22 protein-coding genes and 3 pseudogenes are annotated in these 24,456 nt (G+C 54.8%); 12 read left to right on the top strand and 13 right to left on the bottom strand.

Going from position 1 to position 24,456, the window contains the following annotated elements:
- Positions 1-93 precede the first annotated feature (93 nt).
- Positions 94-1,214 (top strand): annotated as a pseudogene (locus F475_RS27610) (NADH:flavin oxidoreductase).
- 634 nt (positions 1,215-1,848) lie between these two features.
- On the opposite strand, the gene F475_RS30890 reads toward F475_RS27610, so the two are convergent.
- Positions 1,849-2,706 carry a hypothetical protein gene (locus F475_RS30890; protein ID WP_177431139.1) on the bottom strand — a complete coding sequence of 286 codons (858 nt, stop codon included), beginning with the start codon at positions 2,704-2,706 and terminating at the stop codon, positions 1,849-1,851.
- A gap of 133 nt (positions 2,707-2,839) precedes the next feature.
- Between F475_RS30890 and F475_RS27600 the strand changes: the two genes are divergently transcribed.
- Entirely contained in the window at positions 2,840-3,028 is a 189-nt protein-coding gene (locus F475_RS27600; RefSeq protein ID WP_111455234.1) for a hypothetical protein, read from the top strand.
- 190 nt (positions 3,029-3,218) lie between these two features.
- On the opposite strand, the gene F475_RS27595 is transcribed toward F475_RS27600, so the two are convergent.
- Together F475_RS27595 and F475_RS27590 are read right to left on the bottom strand one after the other, a co-directional pair.
- Positions 3,219-3,509, bottom strand: a complete 291-nt coding sequence (locus F475_RS27595) for a DUF1330 domain-containing protein (RefSeq protein WP_111455233.1) — start codon at positions 3,507-3,509, stop codon at positions 3,219-3,221.
- 41 nt (positions 3,510-3,550) lie between these two features.
- Positions 3,551-4,567, bottom strand: a complete 1,017-nt coding sequence (locus F475_RS27590) for an NAD(P)-dependent alcohol dehydrogenase (protein WP_256597256.1) — start codon at positions 4,565-4,567, stop codon at positions 3,551-3,553.
- 88 nt (positions 4,568-4,655) lie between these two features.
- On the opposite strand from F475_RS27590, the gene F475_RS27585 reads away from it, so the two are divergent.
- A complete protein-coding gene (locus F475_RS27585; RefSeq protein WP_111455231.1) occupies positions 4,656-5,561 on the top strand; it encodes a LysR family transcriptional regulator in 906 nt (301 codons plus the stop codon).
- A gap of 1,083 nt (positions 5,562-6,644) precedes the next feature.
- Here F475_RS27585 and F475_RS27580 read toward each other — a convergent pair.
- Positions 6,645-7,085, bottom strand: coding sequence for a hotdog fold domain-containing protein (locus tag F475_RS27580; RefSeq protein WP_057005557.1), 441 nt, complete (start codon positions 7,083-7,085; stop codon positions 6,645-6,647).
- Between the two features lie 135 nt (positions 7,086-7,220).
- On the opposite strand from F475_RS27580, the gene F475_RS27575 reads away from it, so the two are divergent.
- Entirely contained in the window at positions 7,221-7,841 is a 621-nt protein-coding gene (locus F475_RS27575; protein WP_111455230.1) for a TetR/AcrR family transcriptional regulator, read from the top strand.
- A gap of 106 nt (positions 7,842-7,947) precedes the next feature.
- On the opposite strand, the gene F475_RS27570 is transcribed toward F475_RS27575, so the two are convergent.
- Positions 7,948-8,349: a helix-turn-helix domain-containing protein gene (locus F475_RS27570; protein WP_111455229.1), complete on the bottom strand. Its 402-nt coding sequence runs from the start codon at positions 8,347-8,349 to the stop codon at positions 7,948-7,950.
- 95 nt (positions 8,350-8,444) lie between these two features.
- On the opposite strand from F475_RS27570, the gene F475_RS27565 reads away from it, so the two are divergent.
- A complete protein-coding gene (locus tag F475_RS27565; RefSeq protein WP_111455228.1) occupies positions 8,445-8,852 on the top strand; it encodes a DoxX family protein in 408 nt (135 codons plus the stop codon).
- 11 nt (positions 8,853-8,863) lie between these two features.
- Positions 8,864-9,607: an SDR family NAD(P)-dependent oxidoreductase gene (locus F475_RS27560; protein ID WP_111455257.1), complete on the top strand. Its 744-nt coding sequence runs from the start codon at positions 8,864-8,866 to the stop codon at positions 9,605-9,607.
- A gap of 72 nt (positions 9,608-9,679) precedes the next feature.
- On the opposite strand, the gene F475_RS27555 is transcribed toward F475_RS27560, so the two are convergent.
- The 3 genes from F475_RS27555 to F475_RS27545 all read right to left on the bottom strand — a co-directional run bounded on the left by F475_RS27555 (position 9,680) and on the right by F475_RS27545 (position 13,091).
- Positions 9,680-10,885, bottom strand: a complete 1,206-nt coding sequence (locus tag F475_RS27555) for an MFS transporter (RefSeq protein WP_090404502.1) — start codon at positions 10,883-10,885, stop codon at positions 9,680-9,682.
- An 88-nt stretch (positions 10,886-10,973) separates the two neighbouring features.
- Positions 10,974-11,945, bottom strand: coding sequence for an alpha/beta hydrolase (locus F475_RS27550; RefSeq protein ID WP_371924448.1), 972 nt, complete (start codon positions 11,943-11,945; stop codon positions 10,974-10,976).
- Positions 11,946-12,041: 96 nt separating this feature from the next.
- Positions 12,042-13,091: an NAD(P)-dependent alcohol dehydrogenase gene (locus F475_RS27545; protein WP_111455256.1), complete on the bottom strand. Its 1,050-nt coding sequence runs from the start codon at positions 13,089-13,091 to the stop codon at positions 12,042-12,044.
- 164 nt (positions 13,092-13,255) lie between these two features.
- On the opposite strand from F475_RS27545, the gene F475_RS27540 reads away from it, so the two are divergent.
- Positions 13,256-14,164 carry an AraC family transcriptional regulator gene (locus F475_RS27540; RefSeq protein WP_111455226.1) on the top strand — a complete coding sequence of 303 codons (909 nt, stop codon included), beginning with the start codon at positions 13,256-13,258 and terminating at the stop codon, positions 14,162-14,164.
- A gap of 26 nt (positions 14,165-14,190) precedes the next feature.
- Here F475_RS27540 and F475_RS27535 read toward each other — a convergent pair whose 3' ends face one another.
- The gene (locus F475_RS27535; protein WP_111455225.1) at positions 14,191-14,553 is read right to left on the bottom strand and encodes a hypothetical protein; all 363 of its coding nucleotides are present in this window, start codon (positions 14,551-14,553) and stop codon (positions 14,191-14,193) included.
- A 9-nt stretch (positions 14,554-14,562) separates the two neighbouring features.
- Between F475_RS27535 and F475_RS27530 the strand changes: the two are divergent.
- Positions 14,563-14,804 (top strand): annotated as a pseudogene (locus F475_RS27530) (aldehyde dehydrogenase family protein); the annotation flags it as partial.
- A 16-nt stretch (positions 14,805-14,820) separates the two neighbouring features.
- Here the strand turns inward: F475_RS27530 and F475_RS27525 are convergent.
- Positions 14,821-15,384, bottom strand: a complete 564-nt coding sequence (locus F475_RS27525; RefSeq protein ID WP_111455224.1) for a LuxR C-terminal-related transcriptional regulator — start codon at positions 15,382-15,384, stop codon at positions 14,821-14,823.
- 254 nt (positions 15,385-15,638) lie between these two features.
- On the opposite strand from F475_RS27525, the pseudogene F475_RS27520 reads away from it, so the two are divergent.
- From F475_RS27520 to F475_RS27510, 3 genes and pseudogenes are all read left to right on the top strand, one after another.
- Positions 15,639-16,978, top strand: a pseudogene (locus F475_RS27520) (MFS transporter).
- Positions 16,979-17,036: 58 nt separating this feature from the next.
- Positions 17,037-18,014, top strand: a complete 978-nt coding sequence (locus F475_RS27515; protein ID WP_111455223.1) for a dipeptidase — start codon at positions 17,037-17,039, stop codon at positions 18,012-18,014.
- A gap of 25 nt (positions 18,015-18,039) precedes the next feature.
- The gene (locus tag F475_RS27510; RefSeq protein WP_256597255.1) at positions 18,040-18,912 is read left to right on the top strand and encodes a DMT family transporter; all 873 of its coding nucleotides are present in this window, start codon (positions 18,040-18,042) and stop codon (positions 18,910-18,912) included.
- A 113-nt stretch (positions 18,913-19,025) separates the two neighbouring features.
- Here F475_RS27510 and F475_RS27505 read toward each other — a convergent pair whose 3' ends face one another.
- The 3 genes from F475_RS27505 to F475_RS27495 all read right to left on the bottom strand — a co-directional run bounded on the left by F475_RS27505 (position 19,026) and on the right by F475_RS27495 (position 23,083).
- Positions 19,026-20,129 (bottom strand): mandelate racemase/muconate lactonizing enzyme family protein, encoded by a 1,104-nt coding sequence (locus tag F475_RS27505; RefSeq protein ID WP_111455221.1) that lies wholly within the window; start codon positions 20,127-20,129, stop codon positions 19,026-19,028.
- A complete protein-coding gene (locus tag F475_RS27500; RefSeq protein ID WP_256597254.1) occupies positions 20,126-21,229 on the bottom strand; it encodes an alcohol dehydrogenase family protein in 1,104 nt (367 codons plus the stop codon). Before F475_RS27500 ends, F475_RS27505 begins: the two co-directional genes overlap by 4 nt.
- Before the next feature lie 618 nt (positions 21,230-21,847).
- A complete protein-coding gene (locus F475_RS27495; protein WP_111455220.1) occupies positions 21,848-23,083 on the bottom strand; it encodes an aromatic ring-hydroxylating dioxygenase subunit alpha in 1,236 nt (411 codons plus the stop codon).
- A 238-nt stretch (positions 23,084-23,321) separates the two neighbouring features.
- On the opposite strand from F475_RS27495, the gene F475_RS27490 reads away from it, so the two are divergent.
- On the top strand, positions 23,322-24,311 hold the full coding sequence (locus tag F475_RS27490; RefSeq protein WP_111455219.1) for a LysR family transcriptional regulator: 990 nt from the start codon (positions 23,322-23,324) through the stop codon (positions 24,309-24,311).
- Positions 24,312-24,456 lie beyond the last annotated feature (145 nt).

The raw sequence follows: 24,456 nt of genomic DNA, 5'->3' as shown, positions 1-24,456 counted from the left end.
CTCATGTATACCTAGGCGACTCTAAGTGCCTAATTGACATTTGGTTTACAAAATATACTTATATGGCTTCCAAAAGCAAACGGAGTCCATCCAATGTCAAACCTAGATACCAGCATTTTATTTCGTCCCTTTTCCATCCGGTCGCTTGAACTGAAAAACCGGATTGTCATGGCGCCGATGACGAGGCAATTTTTTCGCCGCAGGGCATCCCCGGCGAAGGGAGCACTGCTTACTACCGGCGGCGGGCAGAGGGTCAGGTCGGGTTGATCTTGTCGGAAGGCACCGTCGTTGATCGTCCCGCTTCACGTAATGGTTCCAACATTCCTTTTTTCCACGGTGAGGCAGCGTTAGCCGGATGGAAGAACGTGATCGATTCTGTTCACAATGCGGGTGGCCGGATGGGGCCGCAACTCTGGCACACCGGTGCAGTGCGTGACGTCAGCGGCTGGGAGCCTGATGCGCCAGTTGAAAGCCCATCTGGCCTCGACTCGCCAAACGACCCGCGCGGTGTGGCGATGAGCGAAGAGGATATTGCAGACACAGTTGCTGCATTCGCCAAGGCAGCGGCGGATGCGAAACGATTGGGTTTCGACACCGTTGAGATCCATGGGGCTCATGGTTATTTGATCGATCAGTTCTTCTGGGCCGGCACCAATCAGCGCACCGATCGTTATGGCGGACCGACTATCAAAGAGCGCTCCCGTTTTGCCGCTGAGATCGTGTCTGCCGTTCGTCATGCGGTCGGGTCCGAATTCCCTATCATCATGCGCGTTAGCCAATGGAAGCAGCAGGACTTTGGCGTGCGCCTCGCCGACACCCCTGCATTAATGGAAGACTGGCTGCTGCCGTTGGTTGAGGCTGGTGTTGATGTTCTGCATTGCTCGCAGCGACGCTTCTGGGAACCTGAGTTTCCCGAAATTGACGGGGAGACCGGACTGAACTGCGCGGGCTGGGCAAAGAAAGTCACTGGAGCCACAACCATCAGCGTTGGTTCGGTTGGGCTGGATAATGATGTTACTCACGCCTTCGCCGGAAAGGGATCAATCCCTGCGAGCCTGGATCGGCTCATCGAACGCATGGAGCGCGAAGAGTTTGATCTGATCGCTGTAGGGCGTGTTCTGCTGAGTGACAAGGATTGGGTCGCCAAAGTGGAAAATGGAGATTACGCAGATCTGAAGGGATTCAATCCGGCATCTTTAGCCGAATTGGCTTGAGCCTTACTGCGGAGTGGAGAGTGTGATGCCACAAAGGTTTTAGTCTGAAGGAATCAGAGGTCTAGCCTCGGATGCTGCGAGGTGGAGATCGTAATCTGCTGTTGAGTGCGCAATGACTGTTTCAATTGAGCGAACATGTCAAGGCCACTCAACATCCGCGCAAACAGGATTGCGTTGCAGTGTGGCCTGGGCATTTACGCGCAGGCTACACAGTGTTGCTAGGTAATGTAGTTAGATTTTTCATGGCGCGGGAATCCACCGATTGAGCAGCAAGGCTGCGGCGAAGAATCCATCTGCGATTTACCTATAACGCTCTGTTATTAAATGGTGATGAAGGCGGAGAGGGTGACGGGTTTGAGCGCTGCTTTTCAGGGTACACCTGAGATCGAAAACATTTGGGCAGGGCTCTAGGAAAGTGGTTCGCGCGATAAAAAAACTGATGATGCCCCCCACTTTTACCCCAAGTCGCTCGTGATACACGAGCGAACGAAAATGGCGAGTACTGGCAGAATTCCATTAGGGTTCTAATGGTTACTGTTAACTCCGCATTGGAGTCAGGGGCATCGTGAGTCGCTGTCAGGGCGTCCAGAAAATTCAGGGCGATTCAACATTTGGCGTGTCCATGCCACCTATCTCAGGAATGCTCTATCACCATCACCGCAGTGGTGTCCGCCTCGAGTGCTTCGAACACGTGAGGCACATTCGCCAGGTAGCTGATGTCGTCGCCAGCGTTCAGCAATACAGGTCCAGTCGCCGGGCCGATATGGGCGCTGCCGCTGCACAACACCACGTGCTCTACGGTTCCCGGTGGAGTACCTTCATAGTGCGCAGTTATTGAATCAACGATAGCGGCTTGGCTATCGAACACGGAGTTGGGTTTTCCAGCTGGTGAGGATCCGAGGAGGGTTTCGAGTAAGGCACCGATCACATGCTGATATCCAGTTTCGCTGCGCTCGCTGAGCTTACCTTGTGCTTTAACGAGTGCACGTAAGCTTTCCCGTTCCAAACCGATAGCCTTGAGCTCCTCAAGGAGCTCACGAAGGGCGGCGTCACTCGCTTTGAGCTGTACCTCCAGCGCCTCCCGGTCAGCTCGCAATGTCAGGTAAGTACCAAAACTGATTTGTTCGTTCTCAGCGGGCAGTTTTCCAAATAGAAACGCCGGACGCTGATCGGGATAATGATGAAGCATCCACCATTTGAGGTCAGTATGCCTGACCGTGAGCAGCCTACAATCGATGGGGGTTCCTGGAGCTACAGTCACGCCAAAAAGGCCAAACGGGAGCTCTTGGTTGCGAACAGCATCGAATATCCTTTCGATGTTGGCAGGGAGACACGGCCATTGGGGGAATGTTTTGGTAAGCGAGGTAGAACAATCCCATGCGGCATCAAGAATCTGAGCCTCGTAAACCATAAGGTCACACCAGCGAATGGCGGCATCAATTGGGCGGTAAAACAATTTCTCCAACTGATTATAGCTTTGGGATGTGTACATATTAGCGGCCTCATGCCTGAGGGAGCAGATCCGCTAGGTACGTGTTAGAGGCTTGTACAGGCCTTAGCTTCCTTGCGGTGGCTGTCTCTTCATTAAACTGGTCTAGTGGAAAGCTGCACCCTGGCGGATCGGCATGCCGATCGCCAGCAATGACCCGCAGGCTATGCAGATTGCTGCTGGACTGGTCAGCGACGCGGGTTGCGATCCGGTCGAGATGGGTAATTTGGCCTCGGCCATGGCCTTTCAGCAGGGTGGGCCGGGTTGGCGAGCACAGCTTACTGCTCGCCAATTGCGTCGTCGTCTGAGCCTGCCTGACGCATAGCCCATCACCATTTTGCCGAGTGCCTCGGCGTGTGCTGATGGGCGACCAGGTGATCAGGTGATCGGGACTGCCACGTGACCTAGCGAAAAAGCTCGCAGGTTTCGCTGCGCGCTTCATTTCCTGATTAGTAAGCCTAGGTAAGTGTCCTTCGATGGCCGACGCAGGGTTCTGGATATCCTCGGTAGGCGTTTTAACTTACGCCGTCTACGACAAACCCTCGATAGACTGCACCCTTGAGCCTGTGTCCAACGATGGACTGATACGCGTCGCCGTGATACCAGGCCGTGGCCTCTTCGAATGTCGGGAACGAGAAAAGTACAACGCCTTCTGGTAAGTCCCCTTCAAACGCCTCAATCCGTTGATAGGCTGAAAGCATCTTGAACTGCAGGCCAGCAAGAGCAATGGTCGCTTTTTGTGCATAGATATCAAGCTCGTGCTGATCGACCGTTTTTTCTCGGATGAAGATTACATAAGCAGTCATGATCGGTCCCCCTAGTAATCGTTGACTGGGTGGTCATCACATCAGTGGCTGATAACGACCTTACCGAAGACGTCGCGTGTCATGAGTTTTTCGTACGCCAGCTTGGCGTCCCCAAACTCAAAACGACTGTCGATTACAGGGCTGATTCCATGCGCGGCGATGCCTGCGATCAAATCTTCCAGATCTTGTCGACTGCCCAGAGCGATGGGTTGGTATCGCGCCTGGCTCATGAACATGGACATGAAGTCTACGGTGCCTTCCAAGCCCGCGAGTACACCAACCATCGAAACCTGGCCACCCACCGCAATGGCTTTGACCGATTCCTGGAAAGTGCCCGAGCCACCCACCTCAACGATGCGATTGACGCCATTGCCGTTGGTAAGCGCCCGGACCTGTTGCGACCATGCGGGATGGGTTTTGTAGTTGATGATGTCGGCTACGCCCAACAGCTTGAGCTGTTCGGACTTTTCATCGCTGGATGTCGTGGCAATGACGCGCGCGCCCAGCGCTCTCGCAAACTGGATGGCGAACAACGAGACGCCTCCCGTTCCCTGTGTCAGTACCGTGTCGCCTGCGCTTACTCCTTTGACCGCAGACCACGCAGTGACCGCAGCACAAGGTAGGGTAGCGGCCTCTTCAAAGCTCAGACTGTCAGGAATGTGTGCCAGAGCGTTTTCTGACGTGACGCGGTAATCTGCCAGCCAGCCGTCGACATCATATGAGTACTGGGAATATTTTCCGGTGAACGGCCCGTCGATCCATTCAGGGAAGAATGAGTTCACGACTCGATCCCCAGTGACGAAGCGAGTCACTCCCTCGCCAACGGCGACCACCTCACCTGCACCATCGGAAAGAGGGATGGTGCCCGACGGTACGGGCGCTGTGTAGTGTCCTTGCAGAATGAGGATGTCTCGGAAATTCAACGAGGAGGCGCGTACGCGGACGACGACTTCGCCTGAGGCCGGAGTCGGAATCGCTATGGCACCGTTGACAAGGCCATCGAGCCCGCCAAATTTTTCGAGGTGATAGGCGCGGTTTTGTTTGGTTTCAGCATTCATGAAGCAATCCTTTCTAGGGGGTTGATACATTATTTTCCCCTTGAATGCCGTGGTTGATAATCCACTGCCACCTACTCATACTGTTTAGATGAACTACACAATCGGACGCGGTGAGTTAGATGGGGTTCTCGTGTTCTTGGCGGTCGCCGAAGAACGCGGCTTCCGGGCGGCTGCGCGCCGCCTTGGCATTACGCCATCAGCTGTTAGTCAGGCGATACGCGCATTCGAGCAGCGAGTGGGAGTGCCACTGCTGGCACGAACTACCAGAAGCGTCGGACTGACTGAGGCTGGCGAAAGACTGCTGCTTCAAGTGCGGCCTGCTGCTCAGCAGGTACTTCTGGGAATTGAGTCCGCGCGTAACTTCGGTGAGTCTGTAACCGGGCTGCTTCGAATCAGTGTTCCCAGGGCAAGTGTTCCTATGCTGACAGAACGCTTCGTGCCTGGGTTCCTTAGCGCGAACCCGGGAATACAGCTTGAATTTGTCGGTGATGATCACCTGGTGGACATCATTGATGAAGGTTGCGATGCCGGAGTACGACCGCGTTCATATGTACACGCTGATATGGTTGCGGTACCTCTGACCGCTGAGGAACCCAACATTGTTGTCGGCTCACCGTCCCTGATTGCGCGCTATGCGCGGCCTCTGCTGCCTGATGATATCTTAAGCTTGCCGTGCATCACCTATCGGCAGGCGGGTATCGTGCTGGACAGCTGGACATTCAGTGTCTCGGGCGAAAGGCACGTAGTGCGCGTTCGTGGTCCGTTGATACTGGATGATGTGGCCGCTTGTATTCACGCCGCGGAGCGAGGGGTCGGATTGTTCATGCTTCCGCGATCTCTCGTTGCGCGCAATATCCACGCTGGGACACTTGAAGTCTTACTCGAAAGCTTCTCGGTGACCTTTCCCGGATTGGCGCTTTATTATCCCAGTCGGCGAAATGTGCTGCCCAAACTTCGCGCATTCATCGACTATGTTTTAGTCGGCAGACCTTGATAAGGGCATTGCGGTTGCTCGGTATGCGAGCCAGGAAGTGAAATGCACCTCGCATTGCAGGGCTCCTCCTTTTGTAGTGTGCAAGAGTGAGCGAGGCGCTGAGCGCCATAGGTGATCCCTGAGATGAAGCTTCCGAAATGGTGGTAAGGGGTTGCCCGGTGTTTTATACACGATGGACCTAAAGCGGAAAATACACTGCGACCTTGTGCGGAGGTTCCTGCTGACTGTCGCGTACCTGACAATATTCTGGGTTGCAATCACGTAGCATGGGCGAAGATAAACATCAGCGCCGATCACTAAGTGCCTAGCTTTCAAATTCGGGTGATTGTTGCGCTCCTACGCATGACCCGGCGAAAACGAATTTGCGGTTCTCTCGAAGCATTGTTCGAAGGTATTTAAAAGTGCGCAAGATGGGCCCGGCCAGGCTTACACATCTAATGATGGGGAACGTCCAGGTGAACATCGAATCGTGGATGGAGTTGAGGTGTATCGGTTGCCCCCTCATGCTCCCGATGTTTTAGCAAAGCACGTTTTGTATCTGCACGGGGGAGAATGCATATGCCATCTGTGAAACCCGCCTTGATTCCGTTGTCTCCGTAATGACCGCGCACGCTGACGGTCACGTCCAATTTCCGAAGGTATCCCCACCGAAACCGCAAGACATGGCGCTCAAATCGAAGGTCGCTTTATAGCCGCTCGAGTCGAAGACTAGCCCGCCAACGGTGCGCCAGACGCAATAGCGAGTTGGATGAAGTGAAGGTGCGCTTCCATGGGCTGCCCAAGAAAACGACACAGTTGGTGAAAGTCTTTGCCCGGTCGAATCTGTGCATGACGCGCCGACATTTTCTGCCGAAGGCGGGAGGTGCCTCTGTAATGCAGATCCAGAGTCCGCCTTCATCCCCATGATTAGGGGGGCGTGTAACGCCCTGAATCGCCCCGGGTTTTCTAGACACTGCCCAAGCTCGCTGTGTAGCGCTTTTCAAACTCTACCGGTGACAGCTAATTGTGGAAACTATGACGAATTTTTCATGTACGCAGCAGGAGCGATTTGGCTCGGCATAACGCCGAGCCTATAGAAAAGGCCTAAGCGATTTTCACATTCATCGTGATTCTGGCAGTGAAAACTTTCACGCCACCCTCGTCGAAGATATCAACCGGAACGAACTTGTCGCCGCCGGTTTTCCAGTCAATACCGCTGCCATCAGCTACAGCTCGAATGCTCGATTTTGCTTTCGCGAGATATTCAACAGTCATGCCTTTCGGAATCCATTTGGCGCCTGAAGGAATAGATGCGTCAGTCATCATTCCGCCCGCGAGCTCGGCTGCGTTGCACAGGGCTATCGCGTGCACAGATGCCAGATGGTTGGTGATTTCCTTGCGAAACGGCACGTTAACGACTGCATGGCCTGGGCTGAGCTCTGAAATCTCAGGGGCGATCGTGCTGAAGTAAGGTGCCATTTGGCAGGCCATATTGCTGAACGCAGCGGGGCCTACGCTATTGAACATGCTTAGAGCTTGACTCATGAGATACCCTCTTGGCTGATAACAGAATAATATTCTGTAACGGAACAATATTCTGTATGTCTGGAAGCTGTCAAGCCAAGCTTTCTTTACGGTGCATTCACCCTATAGACTCCGCTTCATTTGGCGTTTCCCCTCATGCATTCAACTGATCTGATCGAGCGTATCTATCCGGGAAGGCGTAGCGAGCTCAAGCGCACTATCCTGCGCCGAGCACTTGCCTGCTTTAACGAGGTAGGCATCGAAGCCACAAACATCGAAACCATTCGGGCTCAATGCGAAACGAGCGTAGGCGCTATCTATCATCACTTCGGCAGTAAAGAGGGACTGGTGGCCGCTCTTTTTTTCGCTGCGCTAGAAGATCAGGCAGCGCTCCGAGATAGCTATTTGCAGAAAGCACAGACGGCTCAAGCGGGTGTAGCGGCTCTGATCTATAGCTATGCTGAATGGGTCGATGAACAACCGGATTGGGCTCGCTTTGTTTTCCAAAGTCGCTACGCCGTCTCAAATGGGCCTTTCAACGGTGAATTGCTTGAACGCAATAAACAACGCAACAGACAGTTGTTGGACTGGATGAGTGTCGAGGGCCGCAAGGAGCAGTTCAGTCATCTTCCTGCAGAGCTCTTACCGTCACTCATCATCGGAGCGACTGAAAGCTATTCGCGTGCCTGGCTTTCCGGGAGGGTCAAAAAAAGCCCGAAGCAGTATCAGGACTTTCTCGCGAAGGCTGCTTGGAATTCGATTACGCAAATAGACTAGATAGCTAACTGACCTTGGAGTAAGCGTCGGAGGTTCTGAATCAGCTGGCTTTCAAGGCGCAGGAGGCACGTCGCACATCACCTCGGCTGCAGTGAATCGCGCAGGTTTAAACCACCCCATCACCTTTGCGGGTGCTGTTAGCTTTTCGGCCACGTGGATTTGGTTTCACGGGGACGCTTTTCCCGTACTCGCTCCACCAGGTGGCGAGTGCCGCCATCGTCGGCCCGAGTGCACGCGCCTTGGCTGTCATCTCATATTCGACGCGCGGAGGTACTTCCGCGAAGACTGTTCGCGAGATCAGGCCATCGTTTTCAAGCTCTCGGAGTTGCGCCGTCAGCATGTGTTGCGTGATGCCGCTGATCGCCTTGCGCAGTTCCCCAAAGCGGTAGATTCGCTGGTTTAGCAGCCACATGATTTCAAGCTTCCACTTGCCTGAAAGCAGCGAAAATGCGCGGCGCATTTCCTCGTGCATGTTGATCTGAGCGTCATCATTAGTCTGGTTTTCCATACTAAGTACCAGTATTTCATCCTACTTGTGGGTTTTCATGTTAGGCGACATCTTTGCCCTAAGTCGACGTAACAATACCTGCTTAGGAAAACCTCATGATCGAAAATTATATTTACTGGATTAGCACGGCGCTGCTTTCGCTGCTCTATTTCGCCTCTGCCTCGATGTACATCGCCAAAGGAGACTATGTACGAAACGCACAAGCGGAGTTGGGCTATTCAGCCTCCCACCTTGTGTCTTTGATGATCGTGGTGAAGTTACTAGGGTCCGTCGCTATTTTGTGGCGCTTCAATGTGGCACTCAGTGATCTCGCTTATGCGGGCATGTTTTATCACCTGCTGCTTTCAGCTTCAGCGCACCTGGGTGTTCACAAGCCCAAAGGTGCTATCCCGGCAGCCGTGGGGCTCATTCTCCTGACCGCCTCCTTCATGACACAAAACGCCGTTCGCGAATTTCCGTCGCCTTACGCACCGGCGGCGATCATCCAGACGACTCTTGAATAATGGGGAATGCTATGACTCGACTCAGTGGAAAAGTTGCCATTGTCACCGGCGCCGGTCGTGGTATCGGCCGAGCCACCGCCAAGCTTTTCGCGGTGCAGGGCGCGAAAGTCGCGGTCGTTTCGCGTACGGCTGAAAATGTCGATCAGGTCGTTTCTGGTATTCAGTCCGCAGGCGGCGTCGCGCTCGGAATCGTTTGCGATATCGCTGATCCTGATCAAATTAACGCCGCTGTCGAGAAGGTGATGGATGCTTATGGACGGATCGACATTCTGGTGAACAATGCTTTCGATCCTTCGGTGGTTTTTTCATCGGTGCTCGAGCTGTCCGCCGAGCAGTTGCAACGTAATTTTGAAATGGGCCCGATCGCTTATCTGCGAACGATGCAGGCGTGCTATCCCCATCTCAAAGCTAGCGGCGAGGGCAGGGTGATCAATTTTGCTTCCCTGGCCGGTGTTCTCGGCATGCAGAGCTATGCCCCCTACAACATGGCGAAGGAGGCGGTACGGGCCTTGACTCGCTCTGCGGCCAGGGAGTGGGGCGCTGACAAGATCACGGTAAACAATGTCATGCCGGTCGCAGACACTTGGGGGGCTGCGGCCGATGTGCCTGCGCCCACTAACGTACTTGGCCGTTATGGATCGCCGGAGGAAGACATTGCGCCAGTGGTGCTGTTCCTCGCCAGCAAGGATGGGCAATTTCTGACGGGATACAGCCTGACACCGGACGGTGGCCAAATCATCGACAGCGCACGCTGATTTTACCGTCCAGCCTGTGAACGATTGCTCCACCGGAACCACAAGAAACGCCTTGGCGTGTCTTGTGTTTTTTTATGCGATGTTCACCGATGCAACCGGCTCCCGCGTGGCAGAGCGTGCAGCCAGGAAGGCAAGCACAGCCGCCACGCCCAGCAACGCGGCGCTCAACTCGAAGGTTGCGCGATAGCCGCTCAAGTCAAACACCAGCCCGCCAACGGTTGCACCCGAGGCAATGGCTAGTTGAATGATCGCCACCATTAAGCCACCTCCCGCTTCAGCAGCCTCTGGCAATGTTCTTGCCAGCCATGTCCACCATCCCACTGGCGCTGCCGTTGCAACCAGTCCCCAGAGACCCAACAAGACAGTGGTGGTGGCCGCCGAACTGCCGAATGAAACGAGCGCCAGTGCGATCACCGCCATCAATATCGGAATGACGATGAGGGTGCGATGCAGGCCATTTTTCAAGAAGGCTTCAATCAGGAAGGTTCCCGCGAGCCCAGCCAGACCCAAGACGAGCAACATCAGCGACAGCGTGGAAACACTGACATGCGTGACCGTTTCAAGGAACGGGCGCAGGTAGGTAAACAGCATAAACTGCCCCATGAAAAAGACACTGACCGCCACCATGCCTAATGCGACCGGTGGGCTTTTCATCAACTTGAAGACATTCCCAGTGCCCGAACCACTTTGTGACTTCATCGCCGGAAGGCTAAACAGAAGCCAGGCAGAGGCGATCACCGCTACCGGGATAACGCACAAAAATGCACCGCGCCAGCCGATCAACGCGCCAAGGAAACTGCCCAGCGGCGCTGCAATCACTGTTGCCAAAGCGTTGCCGCCGTTGACGATTGCCATGGCGCGAGTGATCTGGTCTTCAGGCACCAGGCGCATGGCGGTTGCGGCAGACAGCGACCAGAAGCCGCCTATCGCTACCCCGATCAACGCGCGACCGATCATGAATACCCAGTAATTCGGCGCGAAAGCGACCACTGTTCCCGAAATGATCATCAGCACAGTCAGTGACAACAGCAGAGGTTTGCGGTCGACCCGCGCCGCCACCGAAGCGATCAGAAGGCTGGCGAACAGTGCAAACAGTCCAGAGACAGAAATACCCTGGCCTGCTTGCCCCTCGGTGATATGCAAGTCGGCGGCAATCGGCGTCAGCAGGCTGACGGGCATGAATTCCGATGCCACCAGCACGAAGGCTGCAAGCGACATGGCGAATACGGCGCCCCACGATTGTTCAGCTTTCGGGGGGGCGGGAGAGTGTTTGGTCATTGATTGAATCCTGTAATGCGCGAAGCGTCGTGGCCCCGTGAACGAGGCCGCGAGAGAGAGCCGGTGCCCGAGCAGGGCGCCGATCAGGCTACTTCAGGTTGCTTTTGAAGAACGAGGTCAATTTGGCGAATGGAATGAGGTTGACCCGGTCGTAAAGATCCACATGCCCGGCGTCTGGAATGATCAGCAGTTCTTTGGGTTCGGCAGCGCGCTTGTAGGCATCTTCACTGAACTCTCGCGAGTGTGCCTGGGCACCAGCGATGAACAGCAGTGGGCGAGGGGAGATCGTCTCGATGTCGTTAAACGGATAGAAGTTCATGAATTTTACGTTGCTGGTCAGCGTCGGCATGGTGGTTGTCTGCGCCGACGCACCGGCAGGCGTAACCTCACCTCGTGGAGTGCGGTAGAAGTCGTAAAACTCGTCGCCCACGGCGTTGCCAGTCAATTTCAGTGGTGAGCCGCTGGTATAGCGGACTTCGCCACCCCAGGATTCGGCGTCGCGCTGCTGCGCTGCCTCGCGAATGATCTGCTGACGTTGTTCCGCCGTTACGCCATGCTTGAGGCCATTACGATTGGCTGCGCCCATGTCGTACATGCTGACGGTGGCGATCGCCTTGAGGCGCGGATCAATCTTGGCCGCGCTGATGGCGAAGCTGCCACTGCCACAGATGCCAATGACGCCAATACGCTCGCGATCAACAATGGGTTGAGTGCCGAGAAAGTCCACGGCGGCACTAAAGTCTTCGGCATAGATATCAGGCGAGACTGCTTGGCGAGGTGTGCCTTCGCTGGCGCCCCAGAAGGACAAGTCCAGCGACAACGTGACAAATCCTTGTTCAGCCATTTTGGTGGCGTAGAGGTTTGCACTCTGCTCCTTTACGGCGCCCATGGGGTGTCCAACGACAATGGCTGCGTTTTTCGTTTTCGGATCGAGGTCTGTCGGCGTGAACAGGTTGCCCGCGACTTTCATTCCGTATTGATTTTTGAAGGTGACCTTTTCCACCGTCACTTTGTCGCTTTTGTAGAAGTTGTCTGCACCGTTTGACATATCGGCTCCCATCGAAGAAAAAGAGGTAACAAGTAGCCCGAGGGCGAGAAAAATACCTTTCACTGGATCATCCTTTCGGTTGAGTCGTTACCGGCTGGAGTCTTTCGATTAGCCAACCAATGTGGCGTTGTCGATCACGAAGCGATACTTCACGTCACCCTTGAGCATCCGTTCGTAGGCGTTGTTGATCTGATCGGCGCGTACCAGTTCGATGTCGGCGACGATGCCGTGTAGGGCACAAAAATCCAGCATCTCCTGCGTTTCGGGGATACCGCCGATCATCGAGCCGGCAATCGTTCGGCGCTTCATGATCATGTTGAACACGTTAGGCGATGGATGCGGCGAGGCGGGTGCACCGACCAACGTCAGCGCACCGTCACGTTTGAGTAACACCAGAAAAGCATCAAGATCGTGGGGCGCTGCGACGGTATTGAGGATGAAGTCGAAGCTCTTTGTATGCGCGGCCATCTCCTCAGCGTTGCGCGATACCACCACTTCGTCCGCGCCCAATTCCTTCGCCGCTTCGCGCTTGGATTCAGACGTGGTGAACGCCACAACGTGAGCGCCCATTGCATGGGCCAGCTTGATGCCCATATGGCCCAGCCCACCGATGCCGACCACGCCGATTTTTTTGCCCGGTCCTGCATTCCAGTGACGCAGCGGTGAGTAAGTGGTGATGCCCGCGCAAAGCAGCGGCGCGACGGCAGCCAATTGCTCCTCCGGGTGACGGATGCGCAGAACATAACGCTCATGCACCACAATGTTTTGCGAGTAGCCGCCCAGCGTCCAGCCGGGGGCTTCTGGCGTCGGAAAGTTGTAGGTGCCGATCATGCCATCGCAGTAATTTTCCAGGCCGGACTCACAGTCGTCACAGTGTTTACAGCTGTCGACGATGCAACCGACACCCACCAGATCGCCGACTTTGAAGTCCGCAACATGCGCGCCGACCGCCGATACACGACCCACAATTTCGTGTCCCGGTACGCAGGGGAACTGCGTGCCTGCCCATTCGGCACGCACCTGATGCAAGTCCGAATGGCAGATACCGCAGAAGGCGATATCAATCTGGACGTCATGGGCTGCTGGGGAACGGCGAGTGATCTGCAAAGGCTCAAGGGGTTTGTCGCCCGCATGAGCACCATAGGCGTGTACAAACATGGGAAAGTCCTCGATGGTGTGTCGGATGAACATTTTCCCGCTCTGCTCAGACTGGTAACAGTGTATTACGCTGGATTACTTGCCTGATTCTATGAGTCTTTGATCTTTTTCAGGACGGCTGCGTGCGGGCGAGTTAGAGTTCAGCGAAGAGCTACGAGACGAACATGATGCCCCCACACGAAACCCCCACTTCGCCCCAGGAGGCGCTCACCCAGGTCATTGGCTCGCGGGTATTGAAACCCGGCGACTACGCAACCTCGATTGCGGGCCTCGGGTTCTTTCGGCGCGAACACCCGACGCCGCCCGTTGTTTGCATGGTCGAGCCGAGCATCATTCTTGTCGCCCAAGGCGAGAAACAGCTGTGGGTAGGCGGTGAGGGTTATCCCTACGACACTACGCGATTTCTGGTCACCTCACTGGATTTGCCTGCCAACTCGGAGGTGCTCGCGGCGAGCCCGGAGCAACCATGCCTGGGGCTGACGTTCAAGCTCGATTTGCGCATGCTGGCCGAGCTGATAACGCAGAGTGACCTGCCGCCCACCCGTGAGCGTTCAGTTACGAAAGGGGTAGGCATTGGTTCAGTGACCGCAGCCATGCTGGCGTCGTTCGAACGCTTATTGGCGCTGCTTGATGAGCCGGAAGCCATTCCTGTTCTCGCCCCCTTGATCCAGCGTGAAATTCACTACCGTCTCTTGAAAAGTGATCAGGCGGGCCGGCTTCGACAGATAACTTCTGTCGATGGTCAAGGTTATCGGATCGCGAAAGCCATCGATTGGTTGAAGTTGAATTACACCTCGGCGCTTCGAGTCGATGAGCTAGCGGCCCGTGTCCAGATGAGTACGCCAACCTTCCACCACCACTTCCGCCAACTCACCGCAATGAGCCCCTTGCAGTATCAAAAATGGCTTCGACTGAATGAGGCAAGACGATTGATGCTCAATGAACATCAGGACGTATCCAGTGCGGCTTTCAAGGTTGGATATGAAAGCCCCTCCCAGTTCAGCCGCGAATACAGTCGACTGTTTGGAGTTGCTCCTAAACGAGATATCGCAGCGTTACGAAAGGCAGGCTAGCGACGTTGTGAGGTCTTTTCGGCGAGTCAGGCCTGTGCAAGGATCAGGTCCACTAGCCGCTGCGCGGGTGGCGATAGGGTGCGTCCCGCCAGTTGCACGATGGCGCTCTCGATACACATATCCGATGGCGAAAGTTCGGGATGTAACAGGGAGCCCAAGTTTACTAGGCCGCCATTGCGGTCGCCGTGATCGAGCCAAGAGCTCCAGGTGAACAGGATGTTGTCGCTACACAACGTCAGGTCGCGCAGTAAAGACAGGTTGTCACAGGATAGCTCCACCGGCAGCGTCTGATTCTGTTTCATGCTGAACATCGAACATCGAACATCGAACATCGAACATCGAACATCGAACATCGAACGCAGGCGCGGGGCGAGAGACTTGTCGAGCATCACTGCGAACCAGGGATATCCCGGCACCTGCGTTGGCGAGGGGGGGACTCTGCTGAAGTAGCGGGTGCCCTGGGCCGCGCCCCGGTGTTCGTGATCGCCTCCATCGCGCCGTGGAACTACCCGCACTAATGGTTGCCTGGAAAATCGCCCCGGCCCTGCTCGCCACTCTGGTGGTCAAGCCAGCGGAACAAACCCCGCTGACCGCGTTGCGTCTGGCACAACTGGCGTCGGTGACTTTCCCGGCCGGTGTACGCGACCCGGCGCAGGCTAGTTGACGATCTGTCGAATCAGATCAGGTGTGGAATTTACCGCGTATTTGCGAAGCAGGCTGCCGCGATGGATGTCTACGGTTCTGGGACTGATGCCCAGGCTTTTCGCAGCTTCCTTGCTGGTCAGTCCGTCTACCAACAGCGCAGCCACTTCGCGTTCTCGAGAGGTGAGGATCACTTTCTCCTTCAGGTCCTCTTGTTTCCGGGTATCCACTTCAGTGAATACCCAAGCAGCCAGTTCATACGGATTACTTTCGTTGAAGCCGTAACCCCGAACGGTCACCCAGAAATGCGTGCCGTCCAGACGGCGCATTAAGCGGTCATCATGAAAGTCGGCATGTCGCGAAAGCAGGGGGCCGAAATGTTCCGCCGCGGTTTCGAAGTCTTTCTGTTTGGGGTACAGCATCGCGAACGAGGCCCCAATGATTTGCACATCACTGGCGCGAAACATTGTCCGCGCCAAGGCATTGCAGTTCAGGATCACCCGATTGCGGGCAATGATCACAGCGACCGGTAAATGATGAAGAAGATATTCGGGATTCAGACAATCTTCTTCACGCATAACGACAGTTTCTCTCGCAAATGGATGAATGCAATAACGCCGATTACCTAGGTGATCAGGAAGTCTGGTCGCCCCGGGACAGTCTGCATATGATGGCACCAAGTTTATCACCACAAGCGCTCGCCTTGCCGGTCGACAATGGCTGACTGCAGTAGCGCAACAAGTACCACCACAACAAGAATTCTGCACCTAGTTTGTTCCCAATTATTGGCTGCCCATCTTATTTAATTAGAATAATCCAGGAGAGCACCACAATGAGCGAAACAGGCCATGTTTCACCGGCCACACTGCGTAAGGTCATCGCGGCAGCCGCAGTGGGTAACTTTGTAGAGTGGTTCGATTTCGCGGTTTACGGATTTCTCGCCACCACCATCGCCAAACAATTCTTTTCCAGTGCGGACCCCAGCGCCGCCTTGCTCCAAACCTTCGCCATCTTCGCGGTTGCCTTCGCCTTGCGGCCACTGGGTGGCATCGTATTCGGCACGCTCGGTGATCGCTTGGGACGCAAACGCGTATTGTCGGTCACGGTGCTGATGATGGCTGGTGCCACCACGATGATCGGTCTGCTGCCGACCTACGCGAGCATAGGGCTGATGGCGCCCGTACTGCTGACGCTTACCCGCTGTGTCCAAGGATTTTCCGCTGGTGGCGAGTACGCCGGTGCCTGCGCCTATCTGATGGAACATGCGCCGAATCACAAGCGTGCCTGGTATGGCAGTTTCATTCCCGTCTCGACTTTCTCGGCCTTCGCGTGTGCAGCAATCATGGCTTACCTGCTGGAAGCCAGCCTGTCGGCCGAAGCAATGGGCGCATGGGGCTGGCGGGTGCCGTTTCTGGTGGCTGCACCGCTCGGGTTAGTGGGCCTCTACCTGCGTTGGAAGATGGAGGAAACCCCGGCTTTCCGGCACTCCATGGCCGAAGATAAAACCCATGCCCATGCCCATTCACCGCTTCGCGAAACTTTGCAGCAGCAGAGGGGCTCCATCCTGCGGCTTGGCGCCTTCATTTCGTTGACTGCACTGTCCTTCTATATGTTCACCACATACTTCGCCACCTACCTGCAGGTGGTTGGGCATCTTAGCCGTGAGCAGTCACTGATGGTCTCGACGGTGGCGTTGCTGTTCGCGGCCGGTGTCTGCCCGGCGGCAGGGGCTTTCTCGGATCGATTCGGCCGGCGCAGGACAGTCGCCACGACTTGTTCGTGGGTGATCCTGACGGTTTTTTCGGCCTACTGGCTGGCTAGCGCCGGTCAAGTACCAGCGGCGATATTCGGGGTCTTGTTGCTCGCGGTGGGCGCTGTGCTGTCGGGCGTGGTTACGGCCGCGCTGCTCTCCGAAGTTGCACCCGTTACACCGCATCGGCGATCACCTACAACATTGCCTACACGTTGTTTGGTGGTACCGCGCCGCTGGTTGCAACATGGCTGATTAACCAGACTGGCAGCAGCCTGGCGCCAGCCTTCTACCTGGTGGTGATCGCCTTGCTGGCACTGGCGGGAGGTCTGGGCTTGTCAGAGACCTCGCGAATTTCTCTGCACGATGGGCCAGGCGTGGAACCGGCGCGTGGTTTAAAAGATATTCGCCATCCGGGTTGATGCTTGAGCGACGATGCGCGGGACTGGCTCACGCATCTATTGAAAAGGGAGACGCGGCATGAATGCGCGCGAAGTACATGACGACAGTATCGTGATCGATGGTCTGGTCATCGCCAAATGGAACCGTGAGCTGTTTGAGGACATGCGCAAAGGCGGCTTGACTACCGCTAATTGTACGGTTTCGGTGTGGGAAGGCTTCCAAAAGACGATGGATACCATTGCCGCCAGCCAGAAACTGATCCGCGAGAACAGTGATCTGGTGATGCAGGTGCGTACCACCGCGGATATACGCAAGGCCAAGGAGCTCGGCAAGACCGGTATTCTTCTTGGCTTTCAGAACGCCCACGCGTTCGAGGACCAGATCGTCTATGTGGAGATCTTCAAGCAGTTGGGCGTGGGGATCGTACAGTTGTGCTACAACACTCAGAATCTGGTGGGGACGGGTAGCTACGAGCGTGATGGCGGGCTGTCGGGTTTCGGCCGGGAGATCGTTGCTGAGATGAACCGCGTTGGCATCATGTGCGATTTGTCCCACGTCGGTTCGCGTACCAGTGAGGAGGTCATCCTGGCTTCGAGCAAACCGGTGACCTATTCGCACTGCTTGCCCATGGGACTCAAGGAGCATCCGCGCAACAAGACCGACGCGGAATTGAAGTTCATCGCCGACCACGGCGGCTTCGTTGGCGTGACCATGTTTACCCCGTTCTTGGCCAAGGGCGTGGACGCGACCATTGATGATTTCGCTGAGGCCATCGAATACATCATGAACATCGTCGGTGAAGATGCCATTGGTATTGGCACTGATTTCACTCAAGGGCATGGCCAGGACTTCTTTGAGTATCTGACCCACGACAAGGGCTACGCACGGCGTCTGACACGCTTTGGCAAGATCATCAATCCGCTGGGCATCCGTACCGTCGGCGAGTTTCCTAACCTCACCGAAACCCTGCTCAGACGCGGTCATCCCGAGCGGGTGGTGCGCAAGATCATGGGGGCAAACTGGGTGCGGGTGTTCGAGGAGGTGTGGGGTGAATGATTCCGGCCGGGGAGTGCCATTCACAGTGGTCGAGTCAACAAGCGAAGCAGGACGGGCGAGGGGAACGCGTATCGGCATCATGCTTTGCCTGCTGTCGATGTTCATCTTCGCGGCCCAGGACGGGATCACCAAGATTCTGGTCAAGGACTTGCCGGTGGCGCAACTGGTGATGGTGCGCTATTGGGTGTTTCTCGTGTTCGCGGTGTGTTTTGTGAGGATGAAGGGTGGGATGGCCAATGCTCGGAAAACCGCCCATCCCTGGATGCAGATGGCTCGCTCGCTGTTGGGGGTGTTCGAAATTTTCGTGTTCGGCATGGCGCTGCGCTATTTGGGGTTGGCCGAAACCCATGCGATCTACGCCATCTTTCCTCTGCTGACCATGGCCATGGCTGCCCTGGCGCTGCGTGAGCAGCTCAGCCTACGCAAGTGCATGGCGGCGGTGATTGGTTTTGTCGGCACACTAATCATTATCAAACCCGGCATGGGCGTGTTCAGCCCCGCGTCGTTGATTCCCCTAGTGGCAGCCCTGATGTTCGCCTGCTTCAACGTACTCACGCGCAAGATCAGTAGCACCGACAGCTTCGGCACCAATATGTTGTACATGGGTTTTTGGGGTGCGGTCGCTGCGACTGCGATCGGCCTGCCGCAATGGGTGACGCCCACGCCGCTTGAGCTGGTGTTGATGCTGGTGTTGTCATTGACCGGCGTAATGGCGCAGTTGTTGTTGCTGCAGGCCTTGAAATACACGGCGGCGGTAACCCTGCAGCCGTTCAACTATTCCCTGTTGGTGTTCGCTTCGGTGCTGGGCGTGGTGTGGTTCGGCGAGGCGCTGGAGACCACCCTGGTGGTGGGTGCGCTGCTGGTGGTGTTGGGGGGGCTGTATTCGTTGAGACGCTAAATCAGCCGAGGCCGACGTGTTTTCACGCCGGCCTTGAGTCCAGGTGTCATGCCCAGATGTCGCCGATGGACCAAACGCCTGGACGCGCCATAAAGCGCCGCCAGGCTGATGATTTAGAAGGACGCCAGTGGTTCGCCAAAGATGCCCTCTTCAGGTACGACACCCAGGCCAACTCCTTGTGGGCGATTGATGTGACCACCTTCTACGCGTATTCCATTTTTCTGGTCGTAGTGACCGCCGATCATCGGGGCTGCGATCCAGACGCCCTCCAGCAGTTCAGGCGCGACGGTTGCGCCGATGTGGGTGCAGGCGGCCGCAATGAGATCTCCACCCCATGCGTCATCACAGGTATGGGGTAAATTCCGTGCTGCACAGATGTCACGGAACGCGCGCATCGGATGCAAGCCACCCAGCGCGGTGACCTTCATTCCGAAACCATCGACTAGACCGGTTCCCGCCACAGTGATTGCAGTATTGATGCTGGTGCAGCTCTCGTCCATGTACATCGCATGGCTAATCTGCGAACGAATTTTCTGGAAGTCTTCGACGGTGTTACAAGGTTGCTCAAGGATGAAAGGGATGTTTGCGCATTCGCGGCAGAGTCTTAAGGTGTCGCGTGTATTCAGGCCGCGATTGGCATCTACGGCAAGCTTGATACGCGAACTGCCTACTGCTTCCCACACCTTTTGAACGGCCGCGATATCTTCCTCGATTGGCCTGCCACCTACCTTTATCTGCAGGCGGGGATAACCTTGGTCGCGCTTATCGACTGCAAGGCGGGCTGACTCGTCGGGATCGCTGATCCCAACAACAGAATAGGAGGGGAGACGATCTGCCAGGGCACCGCCCAGAAGATCCGAAACGCTAAGTCCCAGATGCTTCCCCAGGAGGTCATGCATGGCGATATCGATCGCTGCTTTGGCGTAATTATGACCTTTGAGTAATCCATCCATGCGCCGGTGCAGAGGGACAGGTAGCACTTCAGTGCCGACGAGTCCCTTGGCCATTTCAATCAGGGCCGCCACAGCACCTCTCGAATGTGACTCGGAGAAGGTCGGACCAACGGGGCATGTCTCTCCCCACCCAAACAGTCCATTATCCCCTACGAGTTTGACCAACGTGGTCGTCAATGAATAGACGACCTGGTTGGCCATGGTATACGGCCCATCAAGGACAGGTAACTCATGGGTATAAATATGAACACTGGCAATTTTCATTGATTTACCTCCGGAATGATTAAGACCAACTTGCCCATGTGTGCCTTGCTCAAGAAATCTTCCTGTGCCTGATGAATTTCATTTAGCGGATACGTTTTAGCTACAACAGGACGTATTTCTCCCGACTCGATATAGGCAATGATATTGGTAAAAACCTCGTCGTCTTGAAAAGTGCAGCCATAAAGAGTGAGATCTTTTAGGTAAAGGGTTCGAAGATCAATCTCTGCCATTGGGCCGGCAATTGCGCCGGCAATGGCATATCGCCCTCCTAGGCGCAGAACGCGTAAGAGATCCGGCCAGTCCTCACCCCCGACCACGTCTACAACAGCATCCACAGAATTTTCGCCCAGCACCGAGAGCAGATCGGCATTGCGATCAATAATACGGTCGGCGCCTAAAGCCTTTACCTCTGATGCTTTGGCGGCAGAGCATTGCGCGATAACCACGGCGCCACGCCGCTTGGCGAGCTGAACGGCGGCAGATCCTACGCCTCCCGAAGCGCCCGTTATCAAGACTACTTCTTTACCCAGCTTCAGTCGGTGCAACATATTTTCTGCAGTTGAATATGCGCAAGGTATCGATGCGAGTTCCGCATCAGTCCAGTCGCACTCCACCTTGAGCGTCTCTTTAGAGGGGGCAACGGCAAACTGAGCAAACCCGCCGTCACATTCGCTGCCAAATGTCCAACACTCATATGGCCTATAGTCGACATAGGTACGCAGGAGATTGCTGACGATCACGCGCTCGCCAATGCGTAAAGCTGAAACGCCTTGCCCAACTGCAACAATGTACCCACAGCAGTCGGCACCTTGAATTCGTGGGAATTTCAGCGCTGTACCCGACCAGGAAGAATCATCGCCGTTTACACTGTCGAACCCTGTTGCGCCACCGGACGCTGTATCGCTGCTGATCGATTTAGAGTACCAACCAATCCTGGTGTTGATATCCGTATTGTTAACAGCGGAGGCGCGTACCTGAATCAATACTTCTCCGGCACTGGGTTGTGGGACGGATACATCCGTCCGGTATTCCAGTTGCTCCAACCCGCCGAGTCCGTTAAGTAATACTGCATGCATCTTTGTGGGTAATGGATATGACATATTTCCCCCTGATGTGGTGGTTGAATTAGAGTTATTTGAAAACACCTTTACTATCTGGAACGGCCTCCTTCGCGTTTTCTATTGATTAGCCGCTTTATGGAGCCACTGGATCATGACTTGGAATACGCCTGCGGGGGTAGGAGCTGTGAGTCCGTCTCGATCGACTACTATGGTGTCCAGTGTCTCTAAAAGACCTACCTTTACAAAATGCCTGGCGCCAGTCCAGAGACCGCCCAGTGCGATAGGTAAACTGGCAAGCGTGTGCAACAGACTGATTAGCCAATGTTGAACCGTTCTCGGTGTTCGTAAGCCACGGCATACCACCATTAAATCCAAGTCTGAGATTCGAATCTCCGTCAATGGAGTGTCCGGTCGGATGGGTATTCCCAAGTCGCTAATGACTTCCGAAAAGTTTTCCAGTAATAAAAACCCTATGCTTGACACTTTTTGAGTATTCAAGCGGGAATCTATGAGCTGGGAGCCGACGTTCTGGGAATGCACACTTAAATTCCTCTTGTTTTTTGTCGAGCGGCACTTCTGCTGACTAATGCGGATTGGACTTGCATTACAGTTGTCAGGATGTTCCTTTACACGGCGAAAAGCGGTGGTTGTTAGTTATCAAAACGCCTCTGAAGGGTAAACTGTTTCAGTCAAACGCTTGTCCATTAGCTCGCAGTACCAGTCTATGAATTGACAAACGCCATTCTCTACCAACGGTGAGTAGGGACCGGGTTGATAGGCTGGTGAGGTCACGCCAACTTGGGCGCCTTCTACCAGACGTCGATCCTGATCGTTGGTCGCCATCCACACTTTCGTGAGGCGTTCGACATCGTAATCGACCCCCTCTTGAGCGTCCTTGGGCACCAACCACTTGGTAGTTACTACCGTTTCTCCAGGGCCACATGGCAAAACCCGGAAGCTCAGAGCGTGATCGCCAAGAAAGTGGTTCCAAGTCGATGGATAGTTGAAGTACAGCAGCGCGCCGATATTCTCTACTCCGCTGCGATCCAAACGTCGATTGACGGCAGGTTTACCGTCCATGGTGTAACTACTGGCGCCATGGTCGAGCGGAATACGCGTCATACGAAACTGTCCCGCCGGATCCATAGCGAGCCGACTAGCCAAGCCGCCCGCTTCGCAAGTGTTCCAATAGGCCGTCAGCTCAGGGGGTTCCTCGCCGCCGATCCCTTGTACCGATGCAAGCTCGGTATAAGACTGGAGTAGTTCCGGGTGCGTACCGTCGCAGTGGTAACACTCTCGGTTATTCTCAAACACCAGCTTCCAATTGCCTTTCTCCACCAGGTTGGCTTCGAACGCAACTTTGCAATCCTCCAGGTAGTGAGGGCCAATAAACGGAGATACCGCGCTTCGGAATTTTTCGAAATCAGGTGCAAGCTTTGCCACACAGACGTAAATGTAGCTATGCACTACCTCGCAATGAGCGGGCAACAGGTCGTGGTCCGCTGTATTGAAGGCGGGGCCCATGTTGCCAGCGTACAGTAGCTTTCCGTCTAACTCGAATGTCCATTTATGGTATGGGCACACAAGCTTTGCCACCTTTCCCTTATCCTCGGTACAGACCTTTGATCCACGATGGCGGCACGCGTTATGGAACGCACGAATGTTGCCGTCTTTGCCTCGCACCACGACGACCGGGAAATCGCCGATTTGCAGTGTCAAATACTGCCCCGGCTTTTCTAGTTCGAAGGTGTGACCCGCGAAGATCCACTCCTTATGCCAAATCTGTTCTAAATCTTGGCGATAAACTTCCGGGTCGGCATAGATAGCGCCCGGTAACCCATGCTGGGGTTTACGTTGTTTGATAAGGTCTAATAGGGCAGTGTATTTCTGCATTTTTATGTGCACTCTCAAATCTAAAATCGGGCTTTTTTTGCATCGACCGTAGCCGTTCGGAGAGAACTGATTACAGATGTTCCATTGGCTCGCAAGGGCTATTACGCTCCAGCCAATTCAGATAATCTTTTGCTGGAGAGCCTCCCACTACAGATCGCTGGGGCTTGTAATCAGTCTAGAGCGAGGCCCGTAGCGGGAAGAATCGATTTTTTAAAGGGGCTATTGATGATCTACAGTAATGATTAAGCAGAATGAACCTGATCAAACGCTGATCAAGATGCCATCCCTCCGTGCCGTCAAAGCCTTCGTGGCGGCGGCCAGGTATCAAAACTTTACGCGCGCTGCTGAGGCTCTTTGCGTTACCCAAGGTGCTATCAGCCGCCAAATACGTGAGCTAGAGGATCATCTCGGAACGGAGCTTTTCGACCGGGCAGGCCGGGCGGTAAAGCTCACGGATGCGGGTTCTAATTTCTATGACGTGGTTCAGCTTTCATTTACCAGCATCGCTCAAGCTGCTGAGCGAATGCGCAGTAATACCACTTCTAAGCATGTGGTAACCCTGTGCTGCTCGCCTGCGTTCACCAATTTTTGGCTTGGTCCCCGATTACCTTCTTTCTTCGAATCCTACCCAGAGATCGATCTAAACCTAGTCGTTACCCAAAATTTTCTATCCATGGAGAGCGGTGTTCATCCAGATTTCATCATTTGCAAAATGATGAAAAGCCACGACGGTTATCACAGTCAGCCACTGGTATGCGACGTCATTTATCCTGTCTGCACGCCTCAGTATCTGGAGCAGCATCCAGAGCTGCAATCCATTCAAGATCTTCGAGATGGAGCATTGCTGAACCTCAGTCCCTTTGGCCGTTCGCAGGTAGCTGAACATGTGGATTGGAGCGTTTGGTTTGCTCATCACGATATCGATCTCAAAGCTCGACCCAGTCATGCTCCGCATTTCTTTAATGCTAATGACTACAACGTTCTCATTCAGCTCGCATTGGCCCACCAAGGTGTTGCTTTAGGGTGGCATTACCTTGTCGCTCCCCTGATCGAAAAAGGACTCCTGATCCGACCAGTCAGAGAAAAGCTGGTGCATAGAGAAACCCTTCATTATTTGAATTTCAATGAGGACAAAGCCCGTGATCCCAGCTGCTGCAAGCTGCGCGACTGGCTTGAAGAACAGTTCGGAAGCGGACTGCGGCAGGATCCCGACGACTCAAATGCATGAGGTCAGCTCATCAATTGACCGGCGTATAAGTCGCTATGTCCCAATCTCGCTTGTCATTATTCTTTCACCATGAAAAGTGAATACGAAATGAATGTTTCAAGGTGATTGCATGAAGTTTATTTTCTGATTGTTCAGTTGTTATTTC

It is taken from the genome of Pseudomonas sp. URMO17WK12:I6 (genome assembly GCF_003253625.1).
In the GTDB taxonomy this organism is placed as follows: domain Bacteria; phylum Pseudomonadota; class Gammaproteobacteria; order Pseudomonadales; family Pseudomonadaceae; genus Aquipseudomonas.
The sequence above is the reverse complement of the archived record's forward strand: the minus strand, read 5'-3'. Positions and strand labels throughout refer to the sequence as shown.

Coding starts and splice junctions, on each gene's coding strand:
- F475_RS30890 (WP_177431139.1), bottom strand. CDS start 2,706: ATGTACACATCCCAAAGCTATAATCAGTTGGAGAAATTGTTTTACCGC.
- F475_RS27600 (WP_111455234.1), top strand. CDS start 2,840: ATGCCGATCGCCAGCAATGACCCGCAGGCTATGCAGATTGCTGCTGGA.
- F475_RS27595 (WP_111455233.1), bottom strand. CDS start 3,509: ATGACTGCTTATGTAATCTTCATCCGAGAAAAAACGGTCGATCAGCAC.
- F475_RS27590 (WP_256597256.1), bottom strand. CDS start 4,567: ATGAATGCTGAAACCAAACAAAACCGCGCCTATCACCTCGAAAAATTT.
- F475_RS27585 (WP_111455231.1), top strand. CDS start 4,656: ATGAACTACACAATCGGACGCGGTGAGTTAGATGGGGTTCTCGTGTTC.
- F475_RS27580 (WP_057005557.1), bottom strand. CDS start 7,085: ATGAGTCAAGCTCTAAGCATGTTCAATAGCGTAGGCCCCGCTGCGTTC.
- F475_RS27575 (WP_111455230.1), top strand. CDS start 7,221: ATGCATTCAACTGATCTGATCGAGCGTATCTATCCGGGAAGGCGTAGC.
- F475_RS27570 (WP_111455229.1), bottom strand. CDS start 8,349: ATGGAAAACCAGACTAATGATGACGCTCAGATCAACATGCACGAGGAA.
- F475_RS27565 (WP_111455228.1), top strand. CDS start 8,445: ATGATCGAAAATTATATTTACTGGATTAGCACGGCGCTGCTTTCGCTG.
- F475_RS27560 (WP_111455257.1), top strand. CDS start 8,864: ATGACTCGACTCAGTGGAAAAGTTGCCATTGTCACCGGCGCCGGTCGT.
- F475_RS27555 (WP_090404502.1), bottom strand. CDS start 10,885: ATGACCAAACACTCTCCCGCCCCCCCGAAAGCTGAACAATCGTGGGGC.
- F475_RS27550 (WP_371924448.1), bottom strand. CDS start 11,945: ATGGGAGCCGATATGTCAAACGGTGCAGACAACTTCTACAAAAGCGAC.
- F475_RS27545 (WP_111455256.1), bottom strand. CDS start 13,091: ATGTTTGTACACGCCTATGGTGCTCATGCGGGCGACAAACCCCTTGAG.
- F475_RS27540 (WP_111455226.1), top strand. CDS start 13,256: ATGATGCCCCCACACGAAACCCCCACTTCGCCCCAGGAGGCGCTCACC.
- F475_RS27535 (WP_111455225.1), bottom strand. CDS start 14,553: ATGCTCGACAAGTCTCTCGCCCCGCGCCTGCGTTCGATGTTCGATGTT.
- F475_RS27525 (WP_111455224.1), bottom strand. CDS start 15,384: ATGCGTGAAGAAGATTGTCTGAATCCCGAATATCTTCTTCATCATTTA.
- F475_RS27515 (WP_111455223.1), top strand. CDS start 17,037: ATGAATGCGCGCGAAGTACATGACGACAGTATCGTGATCGATGGTCTG.
- F475_RS27505 (WP_111455221.1), bottom strand. CDS start 20,129: ATGAAAATTGCCAGTGTTCATATTTATACCCATGAGTTACCTGTCCTT.
- F475_RS27500 (WP_256597254.1), bottom strand. CDS start 21,229: ATGTCATATCCATTACCCACAAAGATGCATGCAGTATTACTTAACGGA.
- F475_RS27495 (WP_111455220.1), bottom strand. CDS start 23,083: ATGCAGAAATACACTGCCCTATTAGACCTTATCAAACAACGTAAACCC.
- F475_RS27490 (WP_111455219.1), top strand. CDS start 23,322: ATGATTAAGCAGAATGAACCTGATCAAACGCTGATCAAGATGCCATCC.